Origin of the sequence: Acetobacter sp. P1H12_c, from assembly GCF_018811975.1 — a bacterium.
GTDB classification, from domain to species: Bacteria; Pseudomonadota; Alphaproteobacteria; order Acetobacterales; family Acetobacteraceae; genus Acetobacter; species Acetobacter persici.
This window is the reverse complement of the sequence record NZ_JACRVR010000019.1, coordinates 35,583-53,109: the sequence shown is the minus strand read 5'-3', so window position 1 is coordinate 53,109 and position 17,527 is coordinate 35,583. Positions and strand designations below refer to the sequence as shown.

Sequence of the window (17,527 nt, the reverse complement as noted above, 5' to 3'; positions counted from 1 at the left end):
GCCGGGTTATAGCCGTGGCCCTTCTTGGTCATCACATGCAGCAGGATGGGGCCGTTATCCGTATCGCGCAGGTTGCGCAGGATCGCGACGAGCTGCGGCAGGTCATGCCCGTCCACGGGGCCGACATAGTAAAAGCCCAGCTCTTCAAACAGCGTGCCGCCGGTAATCATGCCGCGGGCATATTCATCCGCCTTGCGGGCGGTGCGTTCCACTGGAGCCGGGAGCTTTTTGACGACTTTTCCGGCCAGTTCGCGCAGGCCCATGAACTTGCGGGAGGACATCAGGCGGGAGAGATAGTTGGACATCGCGCCCACAGGCGGGGCGATGGACATCTCGTTATCGTTGAGAATGACGATCAGACGTTCCGCGCCGGGCCCAGCCACGGCGGCGTTGTTCATGGCCTCATACGCCATCCCGGCGGAAATGGAGCCATCGCCGATCACGGCGATCACGCTGCGTTCGTGGTAGGAGGGGTCTTCCTCCGCGCGCAGGCGGTGCGCCACGGCCATGCCCAGACCGGCGGAGATGGAGGTGGAGGAGTGCGCCGCGCCGAACGGGTCATACTCACTCTCGGACCGGCGGGTGAAGCCGGACAGCCCACCCGGCTGGCGCAGGGTGCGGATCCGGTCACGGCGGCCGGTGAGGATCTTGTGCGGATAGGCCTGATGGCCCACATCCCAGATCACCTTGTCAGCCGGGGTGTCGAACACGGCATGGAGGGCGACGGTCAGTTCCACAACGCCCAGAGAGGCGCCCAGATGGCCGCCGGTGGTGGACACGGCGTCAATGGTTTCGGCCCGCAGTTCATCCGCAACCTGTTTGAGTTGCTCAACCGAAAGGTTCCGCATGTCAGACGGGGTGCTCACCCGGTCCAGCGCAGGAAAACGGCCAAGGGTGGGAATCTGGGTCTTGTCCGGCATCGTTCTCAGTTCCTGCGTTCAATCACGTAATAAGCGAGATCTCTCAGGCGGTCTGCCTGTGCTCCAAACGGAGCCAGATCTTCAATGGCGCTTTTGGCCATACGATCAGCTTCGGCGCGTGCGCCATCAATGCCCAGAAGGGCAACATAGGTAGATTTGCCGGAGGCTTCATCCTTGCCAGCCGTCTTACCCAGCTCTTCCGCTGTGGCGGTAGCGTCCAGCACATCATCCGCAATCTGGAAGGCTGCGCCGATATTGGCGCCGTAAGAGCGCAGACGCTGCTGAAGTTCCGGTTTGGCCTGCCCGAGGATGGCACCAGCTTCTGCTGAATAGCGGATCAGGCAGCCTGTTTTGAGGGCATGCAAATGGCGTACTTCTTCCAGCGGCAGGGCGCGCCCTTCACCTTCCATGTCGATCATCTGACCACCGACCATGCCAGCCGCGCCGGAGGCCTGCGCAAAAGCCGTAATCAGGGCGATGCGTACGACGGCATTTTCATGCGTTTCGGCTTCTGCCAGAATCTCGAACGCTTTGGTCTGAAGTGCATCACCGGCCAGAATGGCCGTGGCTTCATCAAACTTGCGATGGGTTGAGGGCTGACCGCGGCGCAGATCATCATCATCCATGGCGGGCAGATCATCATGCACCAGAGAATAGGCGTGGAGCATTTCAACAGATGCCGCAACGCGGGCGGACTGGCAGTCCGGCACATCAAACAGGCTGGCAGTTGCCATGGCCAGATAGCCGCGCAGGCGCTTGCCACCCCCCAGTGTTGCGTAGCGCATGGCGTCAACCAGACGTGCGTCACCCCCGGTGGTGGGGGGCAGAAGCTGGTCGATCGTGCCTTCAATCACTTTGGCGCGGGCCGCCATGGCCTGCTTGAGCAGCGGACCATTGGCTGAGGACTGCGTCTGGGAAGGGGCGATGGTTGTCGGGTCAGTCATCGACGTCTCAATCCATAGGTTTCATGGTCAACGATCCGTCAGACCGTTGCACGATCGCCTGAACGCGGGCCTCGGCCTCGCTCAGCTTGGTTTCACAATGCTGGCGTAAGGCTGCCCCGCGCTCGTAGGATGCAATGGCCTCTTCCAGCTTGAGCTGGCCGCCTTCAAGGCCGCGTACAATCTTCTCCAGTTCGGAGAGCGCGTCCTCAAACGACAGTGAGTTGATGTTATCCGCCATGGCGCAGGTCTTCCTATCCGTCATGAGGGGCAGGCATTACTCCGATAAGCGTGCGTCTGCCAAGCCTTGCGGGGCAGAATGGCCAATAAAACATACCGCCCTCACGGTGAGGGTATATCCGCACGACGCCGGATGGTGAAGGACAGGGAGCCATTTTCATCTGCAAATGCCACCAGAGCATGCCCTGTTTCCCGGCAGAAGACCTGAAAATCGACAATGGAGGCGCGGTCTGTTGCCAGAACGCGGAGCTTTTCACCCGCCTGCATGCCACGCAGCAGGCGGTTGGCCTTTAAAACCGGAAGAGGGCAGCCCAGCCCCCGTGCATCAAGAACAGCCTCATTCATGACACAGAGCCTTGTATAGAGAGAGGAATGTGTGTGATTGCATAGTTTACCATTTTATCCCATGCCGCATGGCACATGAAACGCTTGCCGGAAGAAGACGTAAGGTCGCTGTATGTCAGATTATCGCCTAGGAATCGATGTTGGTGGAACCAAACTCGAAATAGCAGCCCTTGATTCTAAAGGAGAAATTCTCCTGCGGCATCGTGTTGCAAATCCCGGTACCTACGATGCTCTGCTGCTGACGCTGCGGGATCTGGTTGAGGAAGGGCGCGCCCGCACGTCCCGCGATGCCACTGTCGGTGTTGGTATTCCCGGCGCGATTGATTCACGCAGCATGCGGGTCAAGAATGCAAATGCCACATGGCTGAATGGTCAGACCTTCGGCAAGGATCTTGAGCAGGTGCTTGGCTGTCCCGTGAAAGTGGAAAATGACGCCAACTGTTTTGCGCTGTCCGAAGCGGTTGATGGGGCTGCTGCGGGGCGCAAGATTGTGTTTGGGGTCATTCTTGGGTCTGGCGTTGGTGGCGGCTTCATTATTAATGGTGAGCCGGTCACGGGCCTGCATCACATTGCCGGGGAGTGGGGGCATATTCCGCTTCCCTGGGTGCGCGCCGAAGAATTCCCTATGCCCAAATGTTTCTGCGGGAATGAGGGCTGTCTGGAACGATTCCTGTGTGGCCCGGCGCTGGCGGCCTCATGGAAAGGGGACGGGCAGCGCTGTGCGGACGGCATTGAAGAAGCCGCGGCCGCAGGGGATGCCGCAGCCATTCATGCGCTGGATACGTATGTGGACCGTCTGGGCCGGGCCTGCGCTCTGGTGATCAATATGGTGGACCCGGACGCGATTGTGCTTGGCGGCGGCGTTTCCAACCTGAAGACGCTTTATTCCCGCGTGCCGGATGTTATGAAAAAATATGCCATCACGCCGGAATGCCGCACCGAATTGCTGAAAAATCAGCATGGTGACAGTTCCGGTGTGCGTGGAGCCGCGTGGTTGTGGGGAAAATAACAGACGGGCATTGAGCCGCCTGTGACTTTCGACCAGTAAGGCTCAGGCGGTGGCCTGAGCCTCTCTGAGGCGTTCAGGACGGAAGCCTGTGGCCACGACATAGAGTTCACTTGAATCTTTGCGGCTTGCAGGGGGTTTGGCATGCCGGACTTCTGAAAAGGCCTGCTTCATGGTTTCCAGCATGGCTTTTTCTGACCCGCCCTGAAACACCTTGGCGACGAAGCCGCCGCCTTCCGCCAGAATTTCAAAAGCAAAATGCAGGGCTTCTTCGGCAAGCCCGATAATGCGCATATGGTCCGTCGGGGCGTGGCCTGTTGTGTTGGGGGCCATGTCAGACAGTACCAGATCCGCCTTGCCGTCCAGCAGGCTGATCAGCCGGTCCGGCATGTCCGGGTCCGTAAAATCCCCTTCAATAATTTCCGCGCCAGCCACAGGGTCCACGGGCAGAAGGTCCACACCTACAACGCGATTCGCGCCGCGCTTGACGATAACCTGCGTCCAGCCGCCCGGCGCCGCACCCAGATCCACCACGCGCATGCCCGGCTGGATCAGGTGAAAGCGATCATCCAGTTCAATCAGTTTAAAGGCCGCCCGGGACCGCCAGCCCTGTTTATGGGCGGCCTGCACATATGGGTCATTCAACTGGCGGGCCAGCCAGCGTTGCTGGGCGGTTGTCCGCCCCCGCGCTGTGCGGAGGCTGACGGATTTGGTGCGCATGGTACGCGCGGCAGACGAGTCATCCAGAGAATGGCTTGCGCCGGGGGTGGCGCTGCTGGTGCGGGCCCGCCCCGGAACGCGAAGAGAAGTTGCTTTCCGGGGAGGTCCGGATTTTTTGTCGCTCATGAACCTGTTGCTTGAATAGGGTGCAGAAAAGGGATGGGGCCGTTGATCATGTGCGTTTTATGGAAGCGTCTGGCGGCTGATCCTGTCTTGCGGATCATCCGCAGAACCATCCCGTCACGCAGGCCACGGTCGGCTACAATGATATCTTCCACCGGCCATGTTTCGTGAATAGCCTCAAAAATGGCGCATCCCGGTAAAACAAAGGGGGCACGATCCGGCCCGATGCACGGATGCTGTTCTATGCCTGCATGGCCCATTTCCTGCAATGTCCGTACGGCCTTGCGCGCACTGCTGGCAGGAAGCTGAGAGCCATCTACAGCCGCCCGCACATAACGGGGCAGGTTAAGGACCATACTGGCCAGCGTGGTGACGGTGCCGCTGGTGCCAATAAAGCGGGTCTGCTGGCGGCGGATTTCCGGGCCAATGCGATGCACGCTCTCAAAATCCTGCAAGGCCGCTTTTGTGTAGGCCACCATCTGCTGATAGCGGGACGGATCATCCCGGCCGATGCTGCCAAACTGCTCGGACAGCGTGATAACCCCAACGGGCAGGCTGAGATAGCCAATCAGTTCATGCGTCTGGCGGGGCGCATCGACCCGCACCCATGCAATTTCCGTCGAGCCGCCGCCGATATCAAATAGCAGCGCGCGGTTGCGCACCGGTCCGAAGCGCGGATTATGCACCAGATTGGCACAGCTTTCCACGGCCAGAGAGGCTTCCTCCCGCGCGGAGATGATGCTGATATTAAAGCCGGTTTCCGTGCGGACACGATTGATGAAGTCCGAACCATTGGCTGCCCGGCGGCAGGCTTCCGTTGCAACAGCCCGGATATCCTTGATGGGCCTGCGCCCGACACGGTCTGCACAGGCGCGCAAGGCGTCCAGTGTGCGTTCCATAGCAGGTTCACCCAGCCGGCCTGTGTGGTGCAGGCCTTCACCCAGACGCACCATACGGCTGTAGCTGTCAATCACGCGGAAGCCACCGGCAGTCTGCGCGGCAACCATCAGGCGGCAGTTGTTTGTTCCCAGGTCGAGCGCCGCAAACAGCTCATCTTCAGAGTTACGGGGGTAGAGAGAAGGATAAGCTGGTCTGTCCGGGCGGCCGGCCCAGGGGGGAATACGATCCATCTGTCCGGTCCTTAGTTAGAGGTTGACTCATGTTGACGCTATTTTTGGGGAGGGCGGCCAAAGGAGCAAGACAATTATGTGACAAACCGACATTTCTTTTCGTTTAGGCACTTGCACGGCCTAATTCACGGTGCTAGGAAGGCGTCACCGCAGCGGAGGCGGCCTTTTAAGCCTCCCGGTTCTCCTTGCTGGGAGATAGTTTAGCGGTAGAACTACCGGCTCTGACCCGGTCAGCCCTGGTTCGAATCCAGGTCTCCCAGCCAATTTTCCCCAAAAAGCTAAAATTTACATATTGGGTGCAGGATCTCCTGTGTCAATAACGCGCATGATACCTTTTGCGTGGTGTGTGGTGGTGGGTGCTGTCCAGATTGGCGGGGCCTCGTTTGCCCTGCCTTGCGATATCCCGTCGGACTTACCGCAAGGCAGGGCATGATCCGCGTTCAGAATGTCGCGGTCAGGCTCAGGTTGAAGGAACGCCCGAGGCCAGCAAGGGGGCTGAGAACCCCGGTCGCGCGGTAATCTCCCAGAGACAGCCCGCCAAGAGGCAGATCGTATCTCTGGTTCATCACGTTCTCAATGCTGGCATCAAGTGTCAGCATCCGCCAGCGATAACTCCCCCCAAGCCCCAGAAGAGCATAACCGGGAGTGCGGGGTTCATTACGCAGCCAGTCCACTGTGGTCTTGGCTTTAACGAGGGTGACCTCTACGCGCCCTGTCCAGTTTCCATAGGTTTCATGCAGGCTGATAAGGCCATTGGCCGGCATCTGATGGTACAGGCCGGAATGGGTAACCAGATCCTGCCCCCGTACCCAGTTCAGGCTGGCTTTCAGCTCACCCATCCCGAACGCCGGACTGTCCCAGAGTTTGAGGAAGCCTGAGCTGTTAATGCCGTAACTCCGGGCATTGTGATTGACGAACTGGAGCTTGGAAAGCCCGTTTGAGAGCGCCCCAATCCGGATCACATTTATATAGTCATGTGTGTAGGTGTAGTAGGGCTGTATCTTAAGTTCCCAGTTATGATGAACCGGGTCATGCCATGTCAGGGTGGTGCTGAGGGTGTTGGCAATTTCCGATTTCAGGTTGAGGTTGCCCACATAGCCATTTCCGTCACCAAACCAGCCAATCATGGTGGAACTCATGGCGCCTTCGCCCCAGGCGTAGCGTTCATACAGGCTTGGGGCGCGGCTTTTACGGGCGTAGCCTCCTTCAATCGTCAGGCTGTCCAGCGGTGTCCACCGGCCAATCGCCGTGACGTCAAAATTGGTATCCGTCCGGCCGCGGGAGGCTGCGTTAAAGCGCCGCGCGGCCATGGCGTCCGCCATATTCATCATGCCGGTCCATGAATACGGGGCGACCGGGCCGGTATTCATCATCACCAGATCATTCCGCAGCCCCAGCTCTGTGGCAAAGCGCGGCAGCCACTGGGCTTTCCATTCAATATAATGGCCGAGCCGGTCTCTGTGCCCCTGATTGATATTATGGAAGGTATCCGGCCCCATCATCATGCTGCCCTGGAGCGGCGGCCACCAGTCGTTCAGGCCGTTATGGTCAAAGGAGCTGCCAAGCCCGAGCATATGCTTATGGCCAAGCGGAATGGTCGCCTTGATGGAGTATCCGGCGGTGCGGGTGTCTGTATTCATCGGCATGCCGGTTGTGGCCGTATGGCCCCCTTTGTCCGCCAGCATGTTCATGACGTGGCTGACCCGCTGCCAGAAGCCACGCGCCTCCAGCGTGCCCCAGTTGAAATCGCCTTTATATTTACCGTTTACAAACGTGGAGCGGTTGTTGGTCATGTCCATATACTGGTTCGGGAAGCCCTCATACGGAATGTCCTGCTGCCCGGCGGTGATGGCGAGCAGATGATTATCTTTTTTTACTCCCAGCGTGACCGCGTGATTAAAGCTGAGGTAGCTGGTGGACAGAACGCGCTGCCCTTTACCACCTGTATGGTAATCACTGGCGTGGCTGTAGGAGCCGGTATAGCGCAGGCTCAGCCAGTCATTGGCGGCGGTGACGGAGCCGGACGCGCCTGATCCGCCGCCATTGCTACGGTAATCTCCACGGACATGCCCGGTGACGAGCAGTCTGGCCGTGCTGGAAAAAACTGGGTCTTTCCGGTTGACCTCCAGCGTGCCCCCCGTGCTGTCTCCCCCCTGACTGACAGAGGTAATGCCAGCAATGGCAACGGCGGAGGAAACGGCGTCCGGGTCAATATAGGACATGGCCGGGTTCATGTGGTTGGGGCAGGCGGAGGGGATGCGCATGCCATCCACAAACGTTGCGACACGTTCATCCGCCATGCCGTTGAGCACGGGGAGGGAGGAAACACCCCCGCCGGAATAGGCGCTGTAGCCCAGACTTTGCCGGAACAGGCTGGCTGTATCGGGGCTGGTTGAAACCGGATGCCGCGTTCCGTTGACGGTAATCTGCTCAGTAGAGCCGGGAGTGTTTTGTTCTGTCGTGTCCGCAGAAGCGGTTGGGGACAGAGGCGGGGCCAGAGACTGTGCGGATACCGGTGTTGCCGGCAGGCTGCTCTGTGCATCTGCCAAAGAAGAAAGAGAGACGGTGCAGGCCAGCGCACAGCAGCCTGCAAGCAGGCGGGCGCGCAGGACGTGCCTTGTAAAAAGATGGGACATTGTGCTGAAACTTTCCTTGAAACGGAAACAGCCGACACCCTTCGCCTCCCGGTATGTCTGGAGGGTTATGTGTCAGCGCGTATCGTTTTCAGAGGAAAGCGGGCGGCCCTGTCGGGGGTGGCCGGAGGGCGAGGGCGCGGAGCGGCGGCGCACGCGGCAGCAGAACCCCGTAGGCTGTCTGGGACCACGCAATCAGAATCAGGGCCGCGAGGAACGCGACACTGAAGATAAAAGCCGGAAGATGCAGCAGGGGGCAGAGCGGGCAGGACCCGTCATGATGGTGTCCGGATGGGTGCGGCGCACCGGCATGCATCATGGTGTGGTTGTGTCCGGTAGCCATATGCATGTGCATGTGCTGGGACATAGGTGGTGACTGTTCCGGCCCGATATGCAGACCCGTCAGCCTTTCGAACGTCACGCGCGGTGCTTCATCCGGCAGGGCGTTGCTTTGCAGAAGAAGCTGCCCGCCAAGGCCTAGCAGAACGCAGCACACCATCAGCCAGCGGCACAGGGCCGCCAGTATCCGGGTGTGTGTGTCTGAACGGCGCATGATGAGAGAGTCCGCCTCCATTCGGGGAATGCCCCTAAAGAAAGCACCCGGAGGCAGTTGTAAAGAGTATAATCATACTCAGGCTCTTTCCTGAACCCCGGTGGGGTATAGGTGCGGTATGGGATGGTTCGGGCGGGAGAGCGTGTGCTTAAAAAATCCTTGTGTTCTTGTTTTGTTCTTATTATAAAAACCGGAACAGGAGGACTGCACTCATGGCGTCATCACACTCGGATACACTGGATTTGCTGCGGGACCGTATTGCGCGGATGGGGAGCGAGCCTCCCAGATCCGTGGCGCAGCGACTTTCCACGGGCGTTGCGGAAATTGATGCCCGTCTTGGCGGGGGGCTGGAAAAAGGCACAGTGCACGAGTTTTTTGGAGCCGGCAGTGACAGGCAGGTTTCCGCCAAGCCCTCGCGTTTCGTGGCGTCGGTGCTGGCACGCACAACAGGCGCTGTTATCTGGATTGGGGAGGAGCACCTTGATCTGTGCGTGGCAGGCGTTGAACAGGCTGGCCTGAACCCCGGAAGGCTGATCTGTGTGACAGCCACGCAGGCGTCCTTTGTGGAGTTGTGTGAAGCTGTTCTGCGGGAGCCGGGGGTGGCTGCTGTGGTGGCTGACAGCCGCGCCGCGCCAGACCTGAATGCAACGCGTCGCCTGCAACTGGCCGCGCATGAGCGGGGCGCGACCGGATTCCTGCTCTATCGGTCCACTTTTCTGGGGAGCGGAGCGTCCCGTTGCCTGAGTGCGACGCGCTGGAAAATTGCCCCAAGCACCACTTTCAGCCTCCGCGATAATACGGCAGCCGGGCCATATAAGGCGGAAGAGCGGTGGTCCATTGAAATGCTCAGCCACCATCACGGGGGTGTTGCCGGATGGGTTGTTGACCCCGCCCGGTATGAAACGCATCCCTTTTCCGTTACGCCCCAATATGCGTCTCACAATGATCGTCGCGAGACAACACGGCGTTCATGGTGGCGGAGCGCCTTGCGCGCCTGATTGTCCTGCACGGCGCATCAGTTCTTCTTGCCGTGCCTGCTGCTGATTTGTGGTAAGAAACACCGCATGATCAGAACCGCAGGCATAAAAAGGAAAAACCATGCGTCTGGATGATGAACGGGAAAGCACGAATATTGATGATGAGCGCGGAAGTGGCGGAGGCGGGCGCGGCCCGCTGAAGGTTGGTATTGGCGGAATTCTTCTGGCGCTAGGTGCTTTGTATTTTGGGGTAGACCCGAAAATTGTCTTCAGCCTTTTGGAAGGCAGTGCATCGTCTGGTAGTCAGACAACGGTTGTGGCCCAGCAGCCTGCGCAGGGCCCGGACCCGCAAAAGCAGTTTATCGCCCGTATTCTCGCCTCAACTGAGGACGTCTGGACATCTTATTTCCAGCAGATGGGCCGTACCTATCATCAGCCGCGTCTGGTGCTGTTTACCGGCGGAACGCAGTCTGCCTGCGGATACGCGCAGACGTCTGTTGGCCCGTTCTACTGCCCTGCTGACCATAAAGTTTATCTGGATCTCGCTTTCTTTCAGGAGCTGAAGAACCGTCTGGGGGCCGGAGGGGACTTCGCGCGGGCGTACGTCGTGGCGCATGAGGTCGGGCATCATGTGCAGAACGAACTGGGGATTATGGAACGGCTCGACAGGCAGGGGGGCGGCATGAGTGAGCGCGGTGCGACAGGAGCGTCTGTCCGCACCGAGCTTCAGGCAGACTGTTTTGCCGGGGTATGGGCAAAGCGGGCGAATGACGCGCGCAGTATTCTGCAATCAGGCGATGTGCAGGAAGGCCTGAACGCGGCCTCCGCTGTGGGGGATGATCGTCTTGAGAAGCAGGGGCAGGGCTATGTCGTGCCAGACAGCTTTACGCACGGCACATCGGCCCAGCGCGTCAACTGGTTCAGCCGTGGGTTGCAAACGGGTGATATCCGGCAGTGTGACACGTTTAACGCACCGGCTCTCTAAAAAAAGATCTCACAAAATCCTGCTATTCCATCAGGCTTTCCAGCAGGAAGAGTCTGGTGTGAGGCTTTTTTACAACATCATGACGGTTTTATAACGAATTTCCTAAAAAGATCTTTTTTGTCAATTCAGACACATTATAACGGTCAGGTAATGTTTTAAACCAATCCTGTGGCCGAGAGTTCTGATGCAGTCATTTCGTGTGGTGTCCTGCCGGTTATTTTTAATGAGTTGCGTTTTTGCCTGTTACGAACATCAGGCCAGAGCCGCAGAAATTCCGCTGGATATTATTACTGAAAATGAGGACGGATATTCTTTCGGGCGGCTTGGCATCAAAGTTGGGGTGAATAACGCTCAGCCGGAAGAATATCTGTTCGATACCGGGTCAGATTCCTTCAATATCGCTGTGGGTATGAGCAGCAGCCAGAACGGACCTGCCTGGTTTCCTACTCAGGCGGGCACCGCAATCAGCTCCCCTTACGGTTATATGTATGGGGATGGCACCTATGGGTATCTGCAATCCGATACAACAGTCTCAAACGTGCAGTTTTATAATAGCGCTACCGGCAAATCCGTCGCGACGTATGATACGTCAGCGGGGCTCGGTGTTGCCCTGATTCAGGCGTCTATTGCCACACCGGACAGGCTGAGCGGTGACCCCGGCCAGCAGATTCCGGACAACACCCCGGGCCTTTTGCCGGGGCAGACATATTATCAGGATCTGGGGTGGCAGCAGGCGCTGGATCAGGGTAAAGCGCCGGATGAAGGGCATTTTTACGGGATTGTCGGGGCCGGGGATTTTGTTTTTCCGGGCGATAATGGCGGCGTTCCGGGCCAGTTGACCAAGACCGGCTATATTGTTGAGTCCAACGGCACGCCCACAGCCCCCGGAGACTGCGGGCAGGCCTGCCTGATTATGGACCTCACGCCCGCGCTGCGAGCGCAGTTTTTTACACAGATCCCCTGGCGCGGTGTGATCGGCAGCTTCCCGCTTTCGGGTGCGAATGCCGGACATCAGTTTGATGTGCTGTTTAATTATACCCTGAACCATAGTCTGAGCACCGGCCCGATGCCGACATTGCTGGATTCCGGTACGCCGAGCATTATTCTGGGTAGCCCCAGCCTCCAGCAGCAGGCAACGGCGGCAGGGCTGACCGGCAGTGACGGTTATGACTCCGACGTCAATCCCGGCCAGACACTGACCGTAACAGGGCAGGTGGCGGGCGCGCAGCCTGTCAGCATTACTACGGGCGACGGGAGCGGCGGAGACCAGAGCAATCAGCTCACGGTAGGGAGCAACCCCTATACGTATGATAACTATGCCCTCTATGGCCTCTCCTTCTTCCAGCATAATGCTGTCATGTATGATCTGGAGCGGGCCGTTACGGGCTATACGCCTTTTTATGTGACGGCATCCAACTTCACCAACGGTCTGACGATTACGCAGGATATGGGGCCAGTCGGGCTGGCGGGTGTTGTCTCCGGCACAAATGGCCTCACGCTTGAGACGGGGAGTGTTGCGTATCTGACAGGCACGAACACCTATACCGGCGCAACCACTCTCAGCCAGAAAAGCTGGATGGGGGTTGGTGGCCCCGGCAGCATTGCGCAGTCCTCCGTGGTGCGGGTGGATGGCACGCTGGATATCACGCGGTCTGATGGCGGGCAGAGCATTCGCTCTCTGGCTGGAAGCGGGCAGGTGGTGCTGGGGGATAATACGCTGGTGCTTTCTCAGGCTTCCGGAACATTTAGCGGGTCTCTTGGAAACTATTATGCCACCGGGACAACACTCCCGGATGCTGTTCCAGCGTTCCTGTCGGCCCCGTTTTCGCTGTCCGTCCCGTTGCCCTCAGAGGTGGATACGCGGACCCATGGGGGCCTGATTATTGCCTCCGGGCAGGAAACATTAACCGGAACCAGTGCATACACAGGCAAAACCGGCATTGCGCAGGCGGGKGAACTGATTCTGACGGGGCGTCTGGAAAAAACGCAGGTTGAAAATGCCGGGCATTTTGAAAATGATGGCGTCACGACAGGCGCCGTCAATTCAACAGGATTTGTGACCGGCACCGGGGCGTTTGCAGGAGGTCTGTCCGTCGAGAACGGATATGTCTCGCCTGGTCGCGCGGACAGCGTGACACCGGATACCATGACGGTGGACCGCACGCTCACACTGGGGCAGGCGTCCACCTATCTTGTGCGCGTGGGGGATACGGCAGCCAGCACGATCACGGTCAACGGTCAGGCTGTTTTGCAGGGTGGCACGGTTATGGCGATGGCGTCTGCCAACACGCCCGCACCCTCCCTCGGGCAGCACTATACCATCCTGACGGCGACGGATGGCGTGCAGGGTCAGTTTGGCAAGGTTGTCAGCAATCTGAGTGGCGATACCGCACTTTACCCGTTCCTGACGACCGGTGTTTCTTACCAGCCTGATCTGGTGGCGCTGGAAATTGCCCGCAGCAATACCGTATTTGCGGATGCGGCCCAGACCCGTAATGAACAGAGCGTTGCTACGGCACTGGACGGTCTTGCGCCGACGTCTGACGTCAGCCGTCCGGTGACTTCTCTGGATTTCTCCGGTGCTCGTGGCGCGTTTAATGCGCTGTCTGGCGAGATTCACGCTTCGGCCCGCACCGCGCTGATTCAGGATGCTTATGAAATCCGCGATGTTGCCATTGACCGCATGCGCGCGGCGGACTGCCTGCCGGGTGCGCAGAGCGGCACGGCTAAAACTGCCGTGCATGGCCGTGTGCAGGAAGGGAGCCAGTGCCATGCCGATGCCGGGCAGACATTGTGGATGCAGGCTTATGGAAGCTGGAGCCGGAACGGCCACACCGACAACGCTGCGGGAATGAGCAATTCCACCGGCGGCTTTGTCATGGGGGCGGATACGTCTGCCATTCAGGGCTGGCATGTGGGTGGTCTGGTCGGGTATGGCCATTCCAGCTTCTCCACGTCTGGTCGCGCAGCCTCCGGGCGCAGCGATAACGTCACACTGGGTGGGTATGCCAGCACACACTGGAAACGTCTGGGCCTGCGGATGGGGGCGACGTATACGTGGAATATGCTCTCCACACGCCGCACCGTGGCATTTCCCGGATTTTATGATCGGCAGAACAGCGATTATAACGGCGGCACAGCGCAGGCCTTTGGTGATCTGGGTTACCGGTTTGATCTGGGGCGTGTGACGGCAGAGCCGTTTGGGGATGTGGCCTACATCAACCAGCAGACCAAATCCTACCGTGAGCATGGTGGAGCTGCCAGCCTGTATGGCCACGGGCAGGATACCGGCGTGACATACGCAACCTTCGGCACACGTCTGGCATCCCGCATGCAGGTTGGCAAAGCCGTGCTGATCCCCGGTATGACGGTTGGTTACCGCCATGCCTTCGGTGCGCTTACGCCCACAACGCGTGAAGCCCTGATTTCCGGTAGTTCTGACTTTGAGGTCGGCGGTGTGCCGCTGGTGCAGGATGCTGCGCTGGTAAAAGTCGGCGTTCAGGCTGAGGTGACGCATCGTCTGCGTGTCGGCATCTCTTATACCGGCCAGTATGGCGTCCATTACTCAGAAAGCGGCCTGAAAGGCTCTGTTTCCTGGATTTTCTAGTTTTTCGCCTGTGATCAGTAAAAATATAAACACGACGATACCCCCGAAGCATTTCGGGGGTATTTTTTTACTCTGTCATACATCTCAGGTGTTTTGGTGGCGCATAACCTGAAGCGGAGGCCGGGATAAAACGTTCGATGGTGCGGAAGATGAAAGTCATGTGAGGCGGCATTATGATAAAAAATAAAGTATTTAGAGTGATGTTTCGTTTTATAAGCGCTTGCGCCGCTCTTTTTATTATACTGCTTTCTATTGTTGTCGGTTATTTCTTTAGTGTGGTTGCGCCGCGCAATCAGGCCGCTCAGCAGCAGGCGGCCCTCTTTCTTACGTTAAAAGGGCCAGCCCGCAGAGTGGCAATTTTTGATGCGGCAACCCGGATTATTGAAGCGCAGTATTATGATCACAGCTTTACCGGGCTAAACTGGCCGTTATTACGGTCGCAATCCCGTGTCAGGGCAGAGCAGGCAGAAGACGATTTTCATCTGTAATGGGATGTCTTAGTCCCACTCGCCATGGCATTTCCCGCATCACATATGGGTTTTACGATGCCCGCTTCCGCTCCGGTTGTTGCGTCACCCCGGAACGGAAAGACTGAAACAACTCCTGAGTGTGAGTTTGATGCGGGGGGAGTAACACTTACATCCATCCAGCGTAAAACCGGACGCTTTCTGATGGTTGCTGAAGTTACGCCAGAGTCTCCTGCTGCGCAGGCAGGCGTCGTGCCCGGCTGGCCCGTGCAGGTTTATTCCGTTCAGCACGATGGGAACTCTTTGAAGAATACGATAACTGTGCGCCCTCTGAACTCAGTGCAGCAGCATGATTTTGGCGTAACGGGAGAAGGAGCGACTGTGCCTGCTTCTCGCGATAATATCAGGCAAGAGCACAAAATATCGCCACCGTCTCTGACGATTACATTCCGCTCGACCTGTCATGCGCCGCAGTCTTTGTTTGAAAGTCGTCGACTGCCGGATGGTCCACTTTACATTCGTTTTGATAAATTCGATGCGCTGGAGACCAATAAAGTTGCGGCGGCGTTCCGCGCTGCGGATCAGCGTGGTGTTATTATTGATCTCCGGTTTAATGCCGGGGGTAAGCCTGCGCTGCTTCTCAATCAGATCATGCCCAGAGGGGCAGAACTGTATCGTGAAAAGCGGTCTTCTGGCCCCAAGATGGTGCGGGCGGATTACTGGACACATCGATATACTGGAAAAATTGTTGTCCTCATTGGCCCAGCCTCAAAAAGCGCTGCTGAAGTCGTGCCCTGGGTCTTGCAGCATGCTGGCAAGGCCCTTCTGGTCGGCAGACCTACCGGTGGCGCGGTTTTAGGTGCAGGTTTCTTTCCTTTACCGGACGGTGGTGTGGCTGAAGTTGCTGTAGAGGACATTGAGATGCTGGACGGGAGCCATCTCGAGGGGAAAGGCGTCAGACCTGACGTTGAGGTCTATCCGGCTCCAGAAGACGTTCGTTCCGGTAAAGATGCCGCTCTTGAGGCCGCTATCCATGCTTTGGGGTTTTAAAAAACGCTTCCTGACCATTAAGGGCCGCATTGGCCGCGGGGAGGCGTTTGCCGGAAAATAGTATAGGGCGCAGCATGTGGAAAAATTGCTGCGCCCTATGCTGTAAAAACCGGTCAGGAAAGGGCCTGCCTTATCTCAGGGCAGAGGAAAGCAGGCCTCTTTTTCAGGCTGCAAAAACTTTGGAGATAGCTTCCTGCGCTTCCGTCTGGATCGCGTGCAGGTGTTCCTCGCTTTTAAAGCTTTCAGCGTAGATTTTGTAAACATCTTCCGTGCCAGAGGGGCGGGCGGCAAACCAGCCGTTTTCCGTCACAACTTTCAGGCCGCCAATCGGGGCATCGTTGCCCGGAGCGCGGGTCAGTTTGCTGATGATCTTGTCACCCGCAAGTGTTTCCAGCGGGAACTGTTCCGGGGAGAGCTTGCTCAGTTTGGCTTTCTGTTCCGCATTGGCGGGCGCATCAATCCGCGCATAGAACGGCGTGCCCAGACGGGCGCTGAGTTCATGATAGTGCACGCTTGGGTTTTTGCCGGTTTTTGCCGTAATTTCAGCCGCCAGCAGGCCCAGAATGATGCCATCCTTATCCGTGGTCCAGACGGTGCCATCACGTCGCAGGAAGGTGGCTCCGGCACTTTCCTCACCGCCAAAGCCAAGTGACCCGTCCATCAGGCCCGGTACAAACCATTTCAGGCCAACCGGCACTTCAACCAGCTTGCGGCCAAGGTCTTTGGCAACCCGGTCAATCAGCCCGCTGCTGACCAGCGTTTTGCCCACGCCCAGTTCCGGGCTCCAGTCCGGCCGGTTGCGGAACAGGTAGGAAATGGCAACGGCAAGATAATGGTTGGGGTTCAGAAGGCCGTCCGGTTTGGCCACAATGCCGTGGCGGTCGGCGTCAGTGTCATTCGCGAAGGCTACGTCAAACTGGTCCGCCATGCCAATCAGGCTCTGCATGGCGTAAGGGGAGGAGCAGTCCATCCGGATCTGGCCATCCCAGTCGGCAGTCATGAAAGAGAAGGTCGGATCAACGGCCTCATTCACCACCGTAGCGTTCAGGCCATACTGTTCAATAATGGGCTTCCAGTAACGCACCGCGGCCCCCCCCAGCGGGTCGATGCCGATTTTAACGCCTGCATCCCGGATGGCCTTCATGTCGATCACAGAGTCCAGATCGGCCACATAGGGGGTGATATAGTCATACCCCTTGATGCAGGCCGCTTTGCGGGCTTCGTCATAGGGCAGGCGCTTTACGGCCTTCAGGCCGTCGGCCAGAAAGCCGTTTGCCATGTCCTGAATGGCTTTTGTAATGGCGGTATCTGCCGGGCCGCCATTGGGCGGGTTATATTTAAAACCGCCATCTGACGGCGGGTTGTGGGAGGGGGTGATCACAACACCATCCGCCAGCCCCGTGGTGCGGCCTTTATTATAGACCAGAATAGCGTGGGAGATCACGGGCGTGGGCGTAAAGCCCTCATGCTCATCAATCCGCACATCCAGCCCGTGGGCTGCAAAAACTTCAATGGCAGAACGCTGGGCCGGGCCGGACAGAGCGTGGGTGTCTATACCAATAAACAGCGGTCCATCAATGCCTTCTGCCTTGCGGTGGCGGCAGATGGCCTCACAGATTGCCAGAATATGGCCTTCGTTAAAGCTGGTATGAAAGGAAGAGCCGCGATGCCCGGATGTGCCAAAGGAGACGCGCTGCGCGGGGATGGAAACATCAGGCTTGCGGTCGTAATAAGCGGCAATCAGAGCTGGAATATCAGTAAGCCGGGACGGATCAAGTGTCTTGCCAGCTAACGGGCTGAGTGAGGCCATCGCTTCAGAAATCCTTGTCG

General features: G+C 58.2%; 15 protein-coding genes and 1 tRNA gene. 7 read left to right on the top strand and 9 right to left on the bottom strand.

Annotated elements, in window-relative coordinates:
• The 4 genes from KP699_RS10605 to KP699_RS10590 form a co-directional block, all read right to left on the bottom strand.
• Positions 1-920: 1-deoxy-D-xylulose-5-phosphate synthase N-terminal domain-containing protein (locus tag KP699_RS10605; RefSeq protein WP_305828570.1), on the bottom strand; the 920-nt coding region annotated here is incomplete at its 3' end.
• Between the two features lie 5 nt (positions 921-925).
• Entirely contained in the window at positions 926-1,864 is a 939-nt protein-coding gene (locus tag KP699_RS10600; RefSeq protein ID WP_215762582.1) for a polyprenyl synthetase family protein, read from the bottom strand.
• Between the two features lie 7 nt (positions 1,865-1,871).
• Positions 1,872-2,126: an exodeoxyribonuclease VII small subunit gene (locus tag KP699_RS10595; protein ID WP_025826593.1), complete on the bottom strand. Its 255-nt coding sequence runs from the start codon at positions 2,124-2,126 to the stop codon at positions 1,872-1,874.
• A gap of 77 nt (positions 2,127-2,203) precedes the next feature.
• A complete protein-coding gene (locus KP699_RS10590; RefSeq protein WP_025826595.1) occupies positions 2,204-2,446 on the bottom strand; it encodes a sulfurtransferase TusA family protein in 243 nt (80 codons plus the stop codon).
• A gap of 112 nt (positions 2,447-2,558) precedes the next feature.
• Here KP699_RS10590 and KP699_RS10585 point away from each other — a divergent pair, with 112 nt between their 5' ends.
• A complete protein-coding gene (locus KP699_RS10585; protein WP_215762581.1) occupies positions 2,559-3,455 on the top strand; it encodes an ROK family protein in 897 nt (298 codons plus the stop codon).
• A 42-nt stretch (positions 3,456-3,497) separates the two neighbouring features.
• Here KP699_RS10585 and KP699_RS10580 read toward each other — a convergent pair whose 3' ends face one another.
• Positions 3,498-4,298: an RlmE family RNA methyltransferase gene (locus KP699_RS10580; protein WP_215762580.1), complete on the bottom strand. Its 801-nt coding sequence runs from the start codon at positions 4,296-4,298 to the stop codon at positions 3,498-3,500.
• Positions 4,295-5,425, bottom strand: coding sequence for a Ppx/GppA phosphatase family protein (locus KP699_RS10575; RefSeq protein WP_215762579.1), 1,131 nt, complete (start codon positions 5,423-5,425; stop codon positions 4,295-4,297). Before KP699_RS10575 ends, KP699_RS10580 begins: the two co-directional genes overlap by 4 nt.
• A gap of 189 nt (positions 5,426-5,614) precedes the next feature.
• Here KP699_RS10575 and KP699_RS10570 point away from each other — a divergent pair.
• Positions 5,615-5,688 (top strand) — tRNA-Gln (locus KP699_RS10570).
• A gap of 177 nt (positions 5,689-5,865) precedes the next feature.
• Here the strand turns inward: KP699_RS10570 and KP699_RS10565 are convergent.
• Both KP699_RS10565 and KP699_RS10560 read right to left on the bottom strand, forming a co-directional pair.
• Positions 5,866-8,061, bottom strand: a complete 2,196-nt coding sequence (locus KP699_RS10565; RefSeq protein WP_215762578.1) for a TonB-dependent siderophore receptor — start codon at positions 8,059-8,061, stop codon at positions 5,866-5,868.
• Positions 8,062-8,149: 88 nt separating this feature from the next.
• Entirely contained in the window at positions 8,150-8,611 is a 462-nt protein-coding gene (locus tag KP699_RS10560; protein ID WP_252346959.1) for a DUF2946 family protein, read from the bottom strand.
• A gap of 212 nt (positions 8,612-8,823) precedes the next feature.
• On the opposite strand from KP699_RS10560, the gene KP699_RS10555 reads away from it, so the two are divergent.
• The 5 genes from KP699_RS10555 (at position 8,824) to KP699_RS10535 (ending at position 15,697) form a co-directional block, all read left to right on the top strand.
• Complete coding sequence (locus KP699_RS10555; protein ID WP_215762577.1) at positions 8,824-9,609, top strand: ImuA family protein; 786 nt, start codon at positions 8,824-8,826, stop codon at positions 9,607-9,609.
• A gap of 100 nt (positions 9,610-9,709) precedes the next feature.
• Entirely contained in the window at positions 9,710-10,573 is an 864-nt protein-coding gene (locus tag KP699_RS10550; protein WP_215762576.1) for a neutral zinc metallopeptidase, read from the top strand.
• Between the two features lie 223 nt (positions 10,574-10,796).
• Positions 10,797-14,180 carry an autotransporter domain-containing protein gene (locus KP699_RS16455; protein WP_252346958.1) on the top strand — a complete coding sequence of 1,128 codons (3,384 nt, stop codon included), beginning with the start codon at positions 10,797-10,799 and terminating at the stop codon, positions 14,178-14,180.
• Between the two features lie 173 nt (positions 14,181-14,353).
• Positions 14,354-14,668, top strand: coding sequence for a hypothetical protein (locus KP699_RS10540; protein WP_215762575.1), 315 nt, complete (start codon positions 14,354-14,356; stop codon positions 14,666-14,668).
• 57 nt (positions 14,669-14,725) lie between these two features.
• Positions 14,726-15,697 carry a S41 family peptidase gene (locus tag KP699_RS10535; RefSeq protein WP_215762574.1) on the top strand — a complete coding sequence of 324 codons (972 nt, stop codon included), beginning with the start codon at positions 14,726-14,728 and terminating at the stop codon, positions 15,695-15,697.
• Positions 15,698-15,860: 163 nt separating this feature from the next.
• Here the strand turns inward: KP699_RS10535 and pgm are convergent, their stop codons facing one another.
• Positions 15,861-17,507, bottom strand: a complete 1,647-nt coding sequence (pgm, locus tag KP699_RS10530) for a phosphoglucomutase (alpha-D-glucose-1,6-bisphosphate-dependent) (RefSeq protein WP_215762573.1) — start codon at positions 17,505-17,507, stop codon at positions 15,861-15,863.
• Positions 17,508-17,527: the final 20 nt, after the last annotated feature.